At 71.9% G+C, this 13,783-nt stretch carries 11 protein-coding genes; 6 read left to right on the plus strand and 5 right to left on the minus strand.

Features of this window, described 5'->3' with window-relative positions; translation table 11 throughout:
- Positions 1–310: 310 nt before the first annotated feature.
- The 3 genes from ACZ4EG_RS06065 to ACZ4EG_RS06075 form a co-directional block, all read right to left on the minus strand.
- Positions 311–844: a DUF2231 domain-containing protein gene (locus tag ACZ4EG_RS06065; protein WP_453557616.1), complete on the minus strand. Its 534-nt coding sequence runs from the start codon at positions 842–844 to the stop codon at positions 311–313.
- Positions 845–917: 73 nt separating this feature from the next.
- The gene (locus tag ACZ4EG_RS06070; protein WP_363294543.1) at positions 918–1,700 is read right to left on the minus strand and encodes a hypothetical protein; all 783 of its coding nucleotides are present in this window, start codon (positions 1,698–1,700) and stop codon (positions 918–920) included.
- A gap of 153 nt (positions 1,701–1,853) precedes the next feature.
- The gene (locus ACZ4EG_RS06075; RefSeq protein WP_467789716.1) at positions 1,854–3,536 is read right to left on the minus strand and encodes a PucR family transcriptional regulator; all 1,683 of its coding nucleotides are present in this window, start codon (positions 3,534–3,536) and stop codon (positions 1,854–1,856) included.
- A gap of 301 nt (positions 3,537–3,837) precedes the next feature.
- Between ACZ4EG_RS06075 and ACZ4EG_RS06080 the strand changes: the two genes are divergently transcribed.
- The 5 genes from ACZ4EG_RS06080 to ACZ4EG_RS06100 all read left to right on the plus strand — a co-directional run bounded on the left by ACZ4EG_RS06080 (position 3,838) and on the right by ACZ4EG_RS06100 (position 10,544).
- Positions 3,838–4,728: an FAD binding domain-containing protein gene (locus ACZ4EG_RS06080; RefSeq protein WP_453557612.1), complete on the plus strand. Its 891-nt coding sequence runs from the start codon at positions 3,838–3,840 to the stop codon at positions 4,726–4,728.
- Positions 4,728–5,327, plus strand: coding sequence for a (2Fe-2S)-binding protein (locus ACZ4EG_RS06085; RefSeq protein ID WP_467789717.1), 600 nt, complete (start codon positions 4,728–4,730; stop codon positions 5,325–5,327). Before ACZ4EG_RS06080 ends, ACZ4EG_RS06085 begins: the two co-directional genes overlap by 1 nt.
- 2 nt (positions 5,328–5,329) lie before the next feature.
- A complete protein-coding gene (locus ACZ4EG_RS06090; protein ID WP_467789718.1) occupies positions 5,330–7,714 on the plus strand; it encodes a xanthine dehydrogenase family protein molybdopterin-binding subunit in 2,385 nt (794 codons plus the stop codon).
- A gap of 172 nt (positions 7,715–7,886) precedes the next feature.
- Entirely contained in the window at positions 7,887–9,344 is a 1,458-nt protein-coding gene (locus tag ACZ4EG_RS06095; RefSeq protein WP_467789719.1) for an NCS2 family permease, read from the plus strand.
- A 48-nt stretch (positions 9,345–9,392) separates the two neighbouring features.
- Complete coding sequence (locus ACZ4EG_RS06100) at positions 9,393–10,544, plus strand: XdhC family protein (RefSeq protein ID WP_467789720.1); 1,152 nt, start codon at positions 9,393–9,395, stop codon at positions 10,542–10,544.
- A 386-nt stretch (positions 10,545–10,930) separates the two neighbouring features.
- Here ACZ4EG_RS06100 and ACZ4EG_RS06105 read toward each other — a convergent pair whose 3' ends face one another.
- Positions 10,931–11,371 carry an SRPBCC family protein gene (locus ACZ4EG_RS06105; protein WP_467789721.1) on the minus strand — a complete coding sequence of 147 codons (441 nt, stop codon included), beginning with the start codon at positions 11,369–11,371 and terminating at the stop codon, positions 10,931–10,933.
- 220 nt (positions 11,372–11,591) lie between these two features.
- On the opposite strand from ACZ4EG_RS06105, the gene ACZ4EG_RS06110 reads away from it, so the two are divergent.
- Positions 11,592–12,863, plus strand: coding sequence for a cytochrome P450 (locus tag ACZ4EG_RS06110; protein ID WP_467789722.1), 1,272 nt, complete (start codon positions 11,592–11,594; stop codon positions 12,861–12,863).
- A gap of 41 nt (positions 12,864–12,904) precedes the next feature.
- On the opposite strand, the gene ACZ4EG_RS06115 is transcribed toward ACZ4EG_RS06110, so the two are convergent.
- Positions 12,905–13,711: a polysaccharide deacetylase family protein gene (locus tag ACZ4EG_RS06115; RefSeq protein ID WP_467789723.1), complete on the minus strand. Its 807-nt coding sequence runs from the start codon at positions 13,709–13,711 to the stop codon at positions 12,905–12,907.
- Positions 13,712–13,783 lie beyond the last annotated feature (72 nt).

Below are 13,783 nucleotides of genomic sequence, written 5' to 3' on the forward strand. Positions count from 1 at the left end.
TGCGCCGGAGTCGCCGGTGCGGGGCAGGGGTACCGGCGTGCGATGCCGGCCGATCCGGCGCGTTCGGCGCGGCCTGCGCGCTGTGCCGGGGTCCGCGCGGCGGGTCCCGTGTGGGGGGTGTGCGGGGTGGGCCCGGAGGGGGCAGGGACCTTGCCTTCGGGCCTGTGGCGGGCTTCGTGTCGGGGCTGCTGATGTGGGGCAGGGCGTACCGGTGCGGGGTGTCGGCCCGTCGCGTCCGCGGGCCGAGCGGCGTGCCGGGCCCGCGCGGCGCGTCCCGTGTGGGGGGTGCGTGGCGCGGGCCCGGAGGGGGTCAGGAGCCGTCGTCCTCGGATCCCGTGTTGCTTGCCGTCTTTGAGAAGCCGTCGTGCCAGGCGGCCTTCGCGCCGGAGTCGCCGATGCGGTACACGTCCAGGACCGCGCCCGAGGCCACGACCAGGGACAGTACGGCGAACGTGATTTGCAGGGGGAGGGCGTAGCGGCGTGCCGGGGCGGGAGATCCGGGCTGCGCGGCGTCCGGCGTGGACTGGCGGCGGCCCGCCCACCAGACTGCCGCCGCCAGGACGAACAGGCCCGCGGCCCAGGGCAGCAGCCCGTCGCCCAGCTCGGCGTGCCGGCGGACCAGGGCGTTGCCGTCGACGTGACCCTCCAGCCACTCGCCGGCCTGAGTGGTCAGCGGCACGCTCACCAGCGCCACGAAGGCGAGCAGGGGCAGCAGCGGGCCCAGTCGCCGCGCGGCCTTCGGCCACACGGCGCAGACCACCAGGGCCAGCGCGGTCAGCGGAACGAGCACGACGACGAAATGGACGAGCAGGACATGTGCGGGCAGGCCATTGACGAGGCTCATCGGGATACTCCTGTGAGGGGGTCGGTCGCGCCACCCTGACACAGGAACCTCTCAGTTCCCTCTGGGTCCGCGCTCAGGCCGTGGCCGCCCCCGGAGCCGGCGGGGCCAGCTGGCGGGCCAGCCAGGTCGGTACGCCGCCGAGCAGGCGGAACAGCCGGCGGGCCTCCTCCCGCAGCCGGGACGCCTCCGGCTCCGACTCCGCGTCGGCCAGCGAGGCGAGGGCCGGTGCCGTACCCACCAGATAGCCCAACTCCTCCCGGATGCGCAGGGATTCGGCGAAGCCGTGCCTCGCCTCCGCCAACTCGCCCTCGCGCAGCGCCAGTCCGGCGAGGTGGCGCCAGGTGAAGGAGAGCAGCAGCGGGTCGGAGTGCGCGGCGGCGGCCGCGTGGGCGCGCCGGTACGCGGCCAGCGCCGCCTGCGGGGAGCGGGCCAGGTTTTCGGCGAGCAGACCGCGCCGGAAGTCCAGCAGGGCCCGGCCCGGCACCCCCGGAGGGAGCAGCGCCGCCGCCCGCCCCAGCGCCGCCCGCGCCTCGTCGGCCCGGTCCCGCACCCCGTGGATCGTGGCCGCGTACGCAAGTTGCCCGCGTTCACAAGCGGCCGCGCCCCGCTCCTCGTCGCTGCGGGCCTGCGCCTCGGCCGTACGCAGCGCGTCCTCGGCCTCCGCCCAGCCCCGCTCGGTGTAGAGACACCGCTCGACCAGCAGCCCGGCCCGTTGCAGCGTGGCCGCCGCGCCGTCCGGCGGGAGCAGCGCGGCCGCGTCGGCCCAGCAGGCCCGCGAGCGCAGCCGCCATACCGCGGTCTGGAGAGGATCGTCGCCAGCGGTCGTTCCGTTACCAGACATGGCGGTATGCGCCACGTTGCCCTCCCCGAGCGCGCCATCGAGCTGTTGAGTGGTGGCGGCATTCCAGCACCAATCGACTGGCCTGGCCAAGAGGATGGGTGAATAATTTCACAAAGTCGTGGGATCGCGCCACCGGTTGGCGCATCGCCGTCGCCCGCACGGGCGACCTCAGCTCATCCGCAACGCCAGGAAGAAATCGAGCTTGTCCTCCAGCCGGGACAGGTCCCGTCCCGTCAACTGCTCGATCCTCCCCACGCGATAGCGCAGCGTGTTGACGTGCAGGTGAAGCCGGGTGGCGCAGCGGGTCCAGGAGCCGTCGCAGTCCAGGAACGCCTCCAGTGTCGGGATCAGCTCGGCGCGGTGGCGGCGGTCGTAGTCGCGCAGCGGATCCAGGAGGCGGGCGGTGAAGGCCCGGCGGACGTCGTCCGGCACGAACGGCAGCAGCAGCACGTGCGAGGCCAGCTCCTGGTGGCCCGCCGCGCACACGTGTCCGGGGCGCGCCGCGGCCACCCGCCGCGCATGCCGCGCCTCCTCCAGCGCGCCCCGCAGCCCCTCCGCCGAGTGCACGGCCGCGCTGACGCCCAGCGTGACCCGCCCGTCCTCGCCCAGGCCCGCCGACAACGGGTCCCGTACGGTCTCCAGGAGCTCGTCGGCGAGGATCCCGGCCTCCGAGCCGTCGTGCTCGGACGAGACGGCCGGCAGTGGGACCAGCGCTACGGCCTCATCACCGGTGTGGGCGACGGCGATCCGGTCGGAGGGCTCGGGTCCGGTGGCGAGGGGGTCGACCAGGATCTCCTCCAGCAGCGACTGGGCGACCGGGCCCCCTTCGACCTCGCCCTCGTCCCACTCGACCCGCGCCACGACCACCTGCCAGTGCGGGGCGGTCCCGAGGCCCGGCAGCAGCACCGGCGCGGCCACCCGCAGACGCGCGGCGATCTCGGCGGGCGCGGCGCCCGTCTGCACCAGTTCGAGGACCTCCTGCGCGAGCCGCCGCCGCACCGTGCGCGACGCGTCCCGCCGGTCCCGCTCGACCGCGATCAGCTGGGTGACGCCCTGGAGCAGGTCCAGGCGCTCCTCGGGCCAGTCCCCGGCGTCCGCCTCCACGGCGAGCAGCCAGTCCGACAGCACGGTCTCGCGCACGTCCCGCGCCCCCTGCGGGGAGCGGCCGCTGCTGCGGATCGGGAACAGTGAGTACGTCGACGCGGGCGCGGAGCCCAGCAGCACCCGGTGCGGTCCGCGACGGCCGGTGCGCACGGCGGACAGATGCTCGGCGGCGAGCCTGGCGCAGGTCTCCGGTGGCAGGGCCGGGCCCGCGACCTTCGAACCCGCGATCAGCCGCCCGGTGGGGGAGAGCACCCAGGCCCGCAGGTCCAGGTCGGAGCCGAGGAGGTCCAGGACCACGTCCGGGCCGCCGCCCGCCGGGCCCGAGGTCATCATCCGGCGGTGCCGGTCGACCACGGCCGCCAGATCACCGGCCCGCTCGCCCGAGACCTGCCGGACCACATGCTCGGTAATCGTTGCGAACGCAACCGACTCATGCACCGCGAAGAGCGGCAGCCGGTGCCGCGCGCAGGCCAGCACCAGGTCGTCCGGCACATCCCCGAGCTCGGCCTCACCGGCGGCCAGCGCGGCCACGCCCGCCTGCACCAGGATCCGTACGAACGGCTCGGAGTCCTCCGCGTCGCGGCGCCAGGCCAGCCCCGTCAGCACCAGCTCCCCGCCCGAGAGATACCGGCTGGGGTCGCGCAGATCGGTGGTCATCACCCCGCGCACGGCGCGGTCGAGCTCGTCCTCACCGCCGAGCAGCCGCAGGCCCAGCGCATCGGTGTCCAGGAGTGCGCGCAGCCGCATTCTCGTCGCCGCCGTTCTGTGTCTCGAAAACTACGATGAATCTTGAAGGGTTCAGTGGGGCGGGGGCCCGGTGGTGTTTCCAGAGGAAAACGAGGAGGTTTCTGATGGCCTCCATTCATACGAATCTACAAGATGCCCGTGCTGGCCAGCCAACTCCTTCATGGTTTCCGTGACTGACCCCCTCGGACCACAGCGCTGTGTACTGAGCCCACTCAGCGTGAACAGCACATGAACGAGCCGGGCCCGCCGCACACGATCTGGCTCATTCCGTACGACCCCAAGACGAAGAAGAGAGCCGGTCATGGACTTCCTTCGCCCCGCCAGCTGGGAGGAGGCGCTCGCCGCGAAGGCCGAGCACCCCTCCGCTGTGCCGATTGCGGGTGGCACCGATGTGATGGTCGAGATCAATTTCGACCACAGGCGGCCCGAGTACCTCCTCGACCTCAACCGCGTCGGCGACCTCTACGAGTGGGAGGTGGGCGAGGCGAGCGTGCGGCTGGGCGCCTCCGTGCCGTACACCCGGATCATGGAGAACCTGCGCGCCGAACTGCCGGGCCTGGCCCTCGCCTCGCACACGGTCGCCTCCCCGCAGATCCGCAACCGCGGCGGCGTCGGCGGCAACCTCGGCACCGCATCCCCGGCCGGCGACGCCCACCCGGCCCTGCTGGCGGCGGGCGCCGAGGTCGAGGCCGAGTCCGTGCGCGGCACACGGCTGATCCCGATCGACGACTTCTACACCGGCGTGAAGCGCAACGCGCTCGCCCCCGACGAGCTGATCCGCGCCGTCCACATCAAGAAGGCGGACGGCCCACAGCAGTACTCGAAGGTCGGCACCCGCAACGCCATGGTCATCGCCGTGTGCGCCTTCGGTCTCGCCCTGCACCCCGAGACCCGCACGGTCCGCACCGGCATCGGCTCGGCCGCGCCCACCCCGGTCCGGGCGAAGACCGCCGAGGACTTCCTGAACGCGGCACTCGAAGAGGGCGGCTTCTGGGACAACGGAAAGATCATCACCCCGTCGGTCGCCAAGCAGTTCGCGGACCTGTGCTCCGCCGCCTGCAACCCGATCGACGACGTCCGGGGCACCGCGAGCTACCGCCGCCACGCGGTCGGCGTCATGGCCCGCAGGACGCTCACCTGGACCTGGGAGTCGTACCGCGGCGCCCGGCGCATCACGGAGGGAGCCGCGTAATGCGCGTCAACTTCACTGTCAACGGACGCCCGCAGGAAGCCGACGACGTCTGGGAGGGCGAGTCCCTGCTCTACGTCCTGCGCGAGCGCCTCGGGCTCCCCGGCTCCAAGAACGCCTGCGAGCAGGGCGAGTGCGGCTCCTGCACGGTCCGCCTGGACGGCGTGCCGGTCTGTTCGTGCCTGGTCGCGGCGGGCCAGGTCGAGGGCCGCGAGGTGGTCACCGTCGAGGGTCTGGCGGACTACGCCAAGCAGCGCTCCTGCGGGACCGGCGCGTGCGGTACGTCGATGCAGGACGCCCAGCTGGGGGTCCCCCCGGGCGAAGCCTGGGGGAGGCAGGCCAAGCCCTCGGACTCCCAGACCGGCGAGGGCACCGAACTCTCCACGATCCAGCAGGCGTTCATCGACGCCGGAGCCGTCCAGTGCGGCTTCTGCACGCCGGGTCTGCTCGTCGCCGCCGACGAGATGCTGGAGAACAACCCCAACCCGACCGACGCGGACATCCGCGAGGCCCTTTCGGGCAACCTGTGCCGCTGCACGGGCTACGAGAAGATCATGGACGCGGTCCGCCTGGCGGCCGCCCGGCAGGGAGAGGCTGTCTGAGCATGCCTACGAACGGCGCTCCCACCAAGATCACCCAGGGCTCCCACACCAAGGGCGGCATCGGCGAGTCGACCCTCCGCCCGGACGGCACCCTCAAGGTCACCGGCGAGTTCGCGTACTCGTCCGACCTGTGGCACGAGGACATGCTCTGGGGCCAGATCCTGCGCTCCACCGTCGCCCACGCCGAGATCGTCTCGATCGACACGGGCGAGGCCCTCGCGACGCCCGGCGTCTACGCCGTCATGACGTACGACGACCTGCCGACCGACGTGAAGAACTACGGCCTGGAGATCCAGGACACCCCCGTCCTGGCCCACGGCAAGGTACGCCACCACGGCGAGCCGGTCGCGATCGTCGCCGCCGACCACCCGGAGACGGCCCGCCGCGCCGCCGCCAAGATCAAGGTGGAGTACCGGGAACTGCCCGTCATCACCGACGAGGCCTCCGCCACCGCGCCGGACGCGATCCTCGTCCACGAGGGCCGTGACGACCACCACGCCGGGCACGTCCCGCACCCGAACATCGTCCACCGCCAGCCGATCGTCCGCGGTGACGTGACGGCGGCCCGCGAGCGGGCGGACGTGATCGTCGAGGGCGAGTACACCTTCGGCATGCAGGACCAGGCCTTCCTCGGCCCCGAGTCAGGTCTCGCCGTGCCGGAGGAGGACGGCGGCGTCCACCTCTACATCGCCACCCAGTGGCTGCACTCCGACCTGCGCCAGATCGCGCCCGTGCTCGGCCTGCCCGAGGACAAGGTGCGCATGACGCTGGCCGGCGTCGGCGGTGCGTTCGGCGGCCGCGAGGACCTGTCGATGCAGATCCACGCCTGCCTGCTGGCCCTGCGCACCGGCAAGCCCGTCAAGATCGTCTACAACCGGTTCGAGTCCTTCTTCGGGCACGTCCACCGGCACCCGGCCAAGCTGTACTACGAGCACGGGGCGACGAACGACGGCAAGCTGACGCATGTGAAGTGCCGCATCGTCCTGGACGGCGGCGCGTACGCCTCCGCCTCCCCGGCCGTCGTCGGCAACGCCGCCTCCCTCGGCATCGGGCCGTACGTCGTCGACGACGTCGAGATCGAGGCCATCGCCCTCTACACCAACAACCCGCCCTGCGGCGCCATGCGCGGCTTCGGCGCGGTCCAGGCGTGCTTCGCCTACGAGGCGCAGATGGACAAGCTGGCGAAGAGGCTCGGCATGGACCCGGTGGAGCTGCGGCAGCTGAACGCGATGGAGCAGGGGACCATCATGCCGACGGGCCAGCCCGTCGACTCCCCGGCCCCGGTCGCCGAACTCCTGCGCCGCGTCAAGGCGATGCCGCTGCCGCCGGAGCGCCAGTGGGAGAGCAGCGAGGGCGCCGACGTACGGCAGCTGCCCGGCGGACTGTCCAACACGACGCACGGCGAAGGCGTCGTACGAGGCATCGGCTATGCGGTCGGCATCAAGAACGTCGGCTTCTCCGAGGGGTTCGACGACTACTCCACCGCCAAGGTCCGCATGGAGGTCATCGCGGGCGAGCCCGTGGCCACCGTGCACACGGCCATGGCGGAGGTCGGCCAGGGCGGTGTCACCGTCCATGCGCAGATCGCCCGCACCGAGCTGGGCGTCGCCCAGGTGACCATCCACCCGGCCGACACCCAGGTGGGCTCGGCGGGTTCGACCTCGGCCTCCCGGCAGACGTATGTCACCGGCGGCGCCGTGAAGAACTCCTGCGAGCTGGTGCGCGAGCGGGTGCTGCAGATCGGGCGCCGCAAGTTCGGTACGTACCACCCCGCTTGGGCGACGGCGGAGCTGCTGCTCGAAGGCGGCAAGGTCGTCACCGACGCCGGCGAGGTCCTCGCCGACCTGGTGGACGTGCTCGAGGACGAGGCCGTCGAGGTCGAGGCCGAGTGGCGGCACCGCGCGACCGAGCCCTTCGACCTGCGCACCGGCCAGGGCAACGGCCATGTCCAGTACAGCTTCGCCGCGCACCGGGCGGTCGTCGAGGTCGACACCGAGCTGGGCCTGGTCAAGGTGATCGAGCTGGCCTGCGCCCAGGACGTCGGCAAGGCGCTCAACCCGCTGTCCGCCGTCGGCCAGATCCAGGGCGGCACCACCCAGGGCCTGGGCGTGGCGGTGATGGAGGAGATCATCGTCGACCCGAAGACGGCGAAGGTCAGGAACCCCTCCTTCACGGACTACCTCATCCCCACGATTCTCGACACGCCGACCATCCCCGTCGACGTGCTCGAACTCGCCGACGACCACGCCCCGTACGGGCTCCGTGGCATCGGCGAGGCCCCCACCCTGTCCTCGACTCCCGCCGTCCTCGCGGCCATCCGCAACGCGACGGGCCTGGAGCTGAACAGGACGCCGGTCCGGCCGGAACACCTCACCGGAACGGCATGACAGACCCTCCGGGCGGCGCACGGAACGTCACACACTCCGCGCCGCCCGGAGTATTCAGATCGTTCGTCTCGGGCCGTCCCCCGGGTCGTGCGGCCGAAGCAGCATCCCAAATCCCGCAGCCGCCGAGGCGGTTGCTGCGGGTGCCCCTATGAACCTTGGGAGTAGGCCCCACATGACCCAGCAGTCTCTGGAGTCGACGACCACCGCCGAGGACGCGGGTGCGGGAACCCGCAACCCGGCCGGCAGGTCGTGGCTCGACCGGTACTTCCACATATCCGCGAGAGGATCCTCCGTCGCACGCGAAGTGCGCGGCGGCGTCACCACCTTCATGGCGATGGCGTACATCCTCCTGCTCAACCCCCTGATCCTGTCCGGCAAGGACGCGGCGGGGGACACGCTCGGCCAGAAGGCCCTCATCACCGCGACCGCGTTCGCGGCGGCCTTCACCACACTGCTGATGGGATTCGCCGGCAAGGTGCCGCTCGCCCTCGCCGCCGGCCTCTCCGTCTCCGGTGTCCTTTCCTCACAGGTCGCCCCGCAGATGACCTGGCCGCAGGCCATGGGCATGTGCGTGATGTACGGCGTGGTCATCATGCTGCTCGTCGTCACCGGCCTGCGTGAGATGATCATGAACGCGATTCCGCTCGCGCTCAAGCACGGCATCACCATGGGCATCGGCCTGTTCATCGCCCTCATCGGCTTCTACAAGTCCGGCTTCGTGCACCAGGGCAAGGCGACCCCCGTCACCCTCGGCCCCGCCGGTGAACTGGCCGGCTGGCCCGTCCTCCTCTTCGCGGGCACCCTGCTCCTGATCTTCATGCTCCAGGCCCGGGGCATCCCCGGCGCCATCCTCATCGGCATCGTCGGCGGCACGATCGTCGCCGCGATCCTCAACGCGGCCGGTGTCATCGACCCCAAGCAGTGGGCCAGCGGTGCCCCCGAACTGCACGGCAGTGCGGTCTCGATGCCCGACTTCTCGCTCTTCGGGCACGTCGAGTTCGGCGGCTGGGGCAAGGTCGGCGCGATGACCGTGGGGATGATCGTCTTCACGCTCGTGCTCGCCGGGTTCTTCGACGCGATGGCCACCATCATCGGTGTCGGCACCGAGGCCGGACTGGCCGACGGCAAGGGCCGGATGCCGGGCCTGTCCAAGGCGCTGTTCATCGACGGCGCCGGCGGTGCGATCGGCGGTGTCGCGGGCGGCTCCGGCCAGACCGTGTTCATCGAGTCGGCCACCGGCGTGGGCGAGGGCGCCCGCACGGGCCTCGCCTCGGTCGTCACCGGACTGTTCTTCGCGGCCTGCCTCTTCTTCACCCCGCTCACCGCGATCGTCCCGCAGGAGGTCGCCTCCGCCGCCCTGGTCGTCATCGGCGCGATGATGCTGATGAACGCACGGCACGTGGACTGGGCCGACCGGGCCATCGCGATCCCGGTGTTCCTGACGGTCGTCGTGATGCCGTTCACATACTCCATCACCGCGGGCGTGGCCGCCGGCGTCATCTCCTACGCCGCCATCAAGGCCGCTCAGGGCAAGGCCCGGGAGATCGGGGCGTTCATGTGGGGCCTGACAGGGATCTTCCTGGTCTATTTCGCCCTCAATCCCATTGAGAGCTGGCTCGGCGTGCACTAGCCGCTCACCGAAAGACCCTCCACACAACCGTCGTCAGGAGACCGAGAGATGCTGGACATCGCCGAGGAGCTCGACCGGTGGGTCGAGCGGGGACGCGACTTCGCCGTGGCCACCGTGGTGGCGGTCGGCGGCAGCGCCCCGCGCCAGCCGGGTGCCGCCCTCGCGGTGGACACCGACGGCACGGCGATCGGCTCGGTCTCCGGCGGCTGTGTGGAGGGTGCCGTGTACGAACTGTGCCAACAGGCGCTGGAGGACGGCGAAACCGTCCTGGAGCGCTTCGGCTACAGCGACGAGGACGCCTTCGCCGTCGGCCTCACCTGCGGCGGCATCATCGACATCCTCGTCACACCGGTACGGGCGGCCGACCCCGCCCGTCCGGTGGTCGCGGCCGCGCTGGCCGCCGCCGCGCGCGGGGAGGCCGCGGCGGTCGCGCGGATCGTGTCGGGCCCGGCGGAGCTGCGGGGCCGGGCCCTGCTCGTCCGCCCCGACGGCTCGTACGACGGCGGCTTCGGCGCCCATCCCGAACTGGACCGCACCGTCGCCGCCGAGGCCGGTGCCTCCCTGGACGCGGGCCGCACCGGCACCCTGGAGATCGGCGAGCAGGGCTCCCGCTGCGGCGCCCCGCTCACCGTGCTGGTCGAGTCGTCGGTCCCGCCGCCCCGGATGATCGTCTTCGGCGCGATCGACTTCGCCTCGGCGCTGGTCCGCATCGGCAAGTTCTTGGGCTACCACGTGACGGTGTGCGACGCCCGGCCGGTGTTCGCCACCCGGACCCGTTTCCCCGACGCCGACGAGATCGTCGTCGAGTGGCCGCACACGTACCTGGAGCACACGGACGTCGACGGCCGTACCGTCCTGTGCGTGCTCACCCACGACGCCAAGTTCGACGTTCCGCTGCTACGGCTCGCCCTGCGACTGCCCGTGGCCTACGTCGGCGCGATGGGCTCCCGCCGCACCCACCTGGACCGCATCGAGCGCCTGCGCGAAGTCGGCGTCACCGACCTGGAGTTGGCACGCCTCAGGTCCCCCATCGGCCTCGACCTGGGAGCCCGCACCCCCGAGGAGACAGCCCTGTCGATCGCCTCGGAGATCGTCGCGGGCCGCCGCGGCGGCACCGGCGCGTCCCTCACGGGCGCGCACACTCCGATCCACCACGGCACGACGTCCGTACCGGCGGGCCGGATCGGTTCGGTGGCCTGAGGGCCGTCACGGAGACCGGTGCTCTGTCCGTGGCTGAGGGCGGGACCTGCGGCATCGTCGGCCGGGGGCCCGGGGCGGGCGGCGGCGGACTGTCGGGGCCGAGGCCGGTGTGTGAGTCCGTTCACATGGCCAGGCCGCGGTTCTTGGGCAGGGACGGGGTGTTGTCGTCGAGGCGGTCGCGGGTCGTGCGGCGCGAGGGGCCGTGGCCGAGATCGGCGAGCAGGGCCACCTGCGCAGCGCGATCGGTGAGCTCTTGGCCAGTGCCCGGCTGCCGGCGCGCGGGCGTGTGGCCTTCGTCGGCCGCCGTGGCTGTCCGCCGGCGCGTGGCCGGCGGTCAAGTGTCCGTCCCCGTGTGCCCGTTCGGCAGTCCTGATGCCCTCCGCCGTTCACGCCCTCCTCAGCAGGCTGTTCAGCGCCCTGCCGAACATGGCCCGGGCCGTGCGGTCCAGGAGGGGGTCGAAGAGGCTCGGGAGGCCGCGGAGGCGTAGTTCCTCCCGCCACACGACGCGGGTACGGCCGCCCGGTCCCGGGTGTACCTCCAACTCGGCCCAGCCTCGCACCACCCGTCCGTGCTTGACCAGGCGGCACAGGCCGGGCTCGCCGTCGCGCGGCGGGTGCCAGGCGGTGACCTCCATCGGGTCGGCCAAGGAGAGCGGACCGATCCCGGTACGGGCCACGAAGCGCGTGCCCTCCCGGGTCGGCGGATCGGTGACCACGGTGATCCGCGTCAGCGGGACCACGTCGGCGTGCCGGGGCCACTCCGTGAGCCGGCGCCACGCCTCGTCGATCGGCAGCGGTGCCGTGCGTTCGAGCTGGAAGGTGACCACGCAACGATCTTAGGGAAGCGGTTGCCCGAAAGGGGACCCGAGTCGCCTCGGGCAGTTGCGCCAACGAGGGCTTCGTAAGCGGGCGTACGCTGGTCGGCGCGGCGGGATGCCGCACTGCTCGGGCGAGGTCACCGGCCGGCGCGCCGTACGTCCCCTGTCGCGCCGTACAGCCGTACGGCACCATGAGGCGCGTCCCCGTACCAGCGTTCGGGAGGGCGTCGTGGACCGTGAACAGCACGGCAGGCTCGACGAGTTGATGCGCGACCCCTATCCGTACTACGCGCGGGCCCGGACGGCCGAGGGGCTCACCCATGTCGCCGAGCTCGACGCGTGGCTGGTGGCCAGGGACACCGACGTACGCGAAGTGCTGCGTCGTACCGAGGACTTCTCGTCGGCGAACGCGCTCAGGCCGGACGTGCTCCCGTCGCCCGCCGCGCTCGTCGTCCTCGGCGGCGGGTTCGGCGGGCGGCCGGTGGTGGTCACCTCGGACGGCGAGCGGCACCAGCGGTTACGGGCACCGCTCGTCCGCGCGCTCTCACCGGCCCGGATCGCCGCGCAGGTGCCGTACGCCGCCGAGCGTGCCGCCGCCCTCGTCGACGGCTTCGTCAAGGACGGGCACGTGGAGCTGATGTCCGGCTATGCCAGGCGGCTGCCCGGTGAGGTCATCGGGCGGATCGTCGGCCTCGACCCGGCCGACGTACCCGTGGTCGTGCACGGCGGACACCGCGCCGAGGAACTGCTGTTCCGGCCTCTTGAAGAGGCGGATCAACTGGCCGCCGCCCAGGACGTGGTGGCAATGCAGCACGTCCTCGACCGCTGCGCCCGCAACCGGTACGCGCGGCCGCGCGAGGACCTCTGCACGGAGATCGTCGCCTCCGTGGCCGGCCCCGGTCAGGACGAACTCACCCTGGACCAGCGGCACGAGACCGTCGCCCATCTGCAGAACCTGCTGATCGCCGGGCACCTCACCACGACCGCGCTGATCGGCACCACCATCCTGCACCTGATGCGGCACCGGTCCCAGTGGGAGCTGCTGTGCGCGGAGACGAGCGGAGCGCAGCCGGAGCGAATGGGGGTACCCCCTGCTCGAAGAGCTTGGGGGAGGATTACGGCGGCGGTCGAGGAGGCGCTGCGCCACGACGGCCCGCTCCAGGGCTTCCGCCGGATCACCACCCGCCCGGTCACCCTCGCGGGCACCGAACTCCCGGCCGGGGCAGCGGTGTTCGTCGCGTTCGGCGCGGCCAACCGTGACGGCTCGTGCCACTCCCGCCCCGACGACTTCGACATCACCCGCGCCCCCGGCCGCCATCTCGCCTTCGGCTTCGGCACGCACGCCTGCCCCGGCGCACAGCTGGCCCGCGAGCAACTGCGCGTCACGCTGGAGGAGTTGACGCGCCGGCTGCCCGGACTGCGGCCGGCCGACGGGCACCCCGTCACCATGCGGCCCACGCTGATCCACCGCTCTCCGCGCGAGCTCCACCTGACCTGGTGAGGAGCGCCCTGGTGCTGCACCGGTGCTGCACCAGTGCTGTCCTAGGGCTGGTACACCTTCCCCGGCTCGGCCTTCCCCGGCGCGAGCAGCTGCGGCACGGTCACGAACACGTACCCGCGCTCCTTGAGGGCGTCGATGATGCCGGGTACGGCGGGCACGGTGCCCTGGTAGATGTCGTGCAGCAGGATGATCCCGTCACGGGACGCCTGCGCGAGGACGCGCTTGGTGATCAGTGCGGAGTCGGTGGTCGTGTAGTCCTTGGCGGTCACGCTCCACAGCACCTCGGCCAGCCCCAGCTCACGGCTGATGCGGTGCACGGTCCCGTTCGTACGGCCCTGGGGCGGGCGCATCAGCGTCGGCCGGTGCCCGGTGAGGCGCTCTATCGCGTCGTTGGGCCGCTGAAGCTCCTCACGTATCTGCTTCTCCGATATCCGGGTCAGGATCTTGTGGTCCCAGGTGTGGCTGGCGACCTCGTGGCCCTCGGCCGCCATGCGCTTGACGAGCTCCGGGTACTTCTCGATGTGCCGCTTGCCGAGCAGGAAGAAGGTCGCCGGGACCCGCTTCTCCTTGAGGATGTCGAGGAGCCGGGCCGAGTTCTCGCTGGGCCCCGCGTCGAAGGTGAGCGCGATGCACTTGGCCTCGCGACAGTCGACGGTCCCGAACCTGGCGGCCTGGGATCCGGAGGCGGCATGGGCGCGGGCGGCGCTGGGGGCGGTCGTGTCGGTGTCCGCGCAGCCGGTGAGTGCGAGGGTCAGCGAGAGGGCCGCGGCGGTCAGCGCGGTGAGACGCAACCCCGATCCCCGTCTCGGCGTCTTCCCGGTCGGAAGCTTCTTGGTCCACAGAGGCATGCCGGGACTATACATAACGCGTATAGACGGTGTGTATAGATGTGTGCGGTTGCCCGTATCACCATGGAAGAC

Source organism: Streptomyces sp. NPDC025638 (assembly GCF_055558775.1).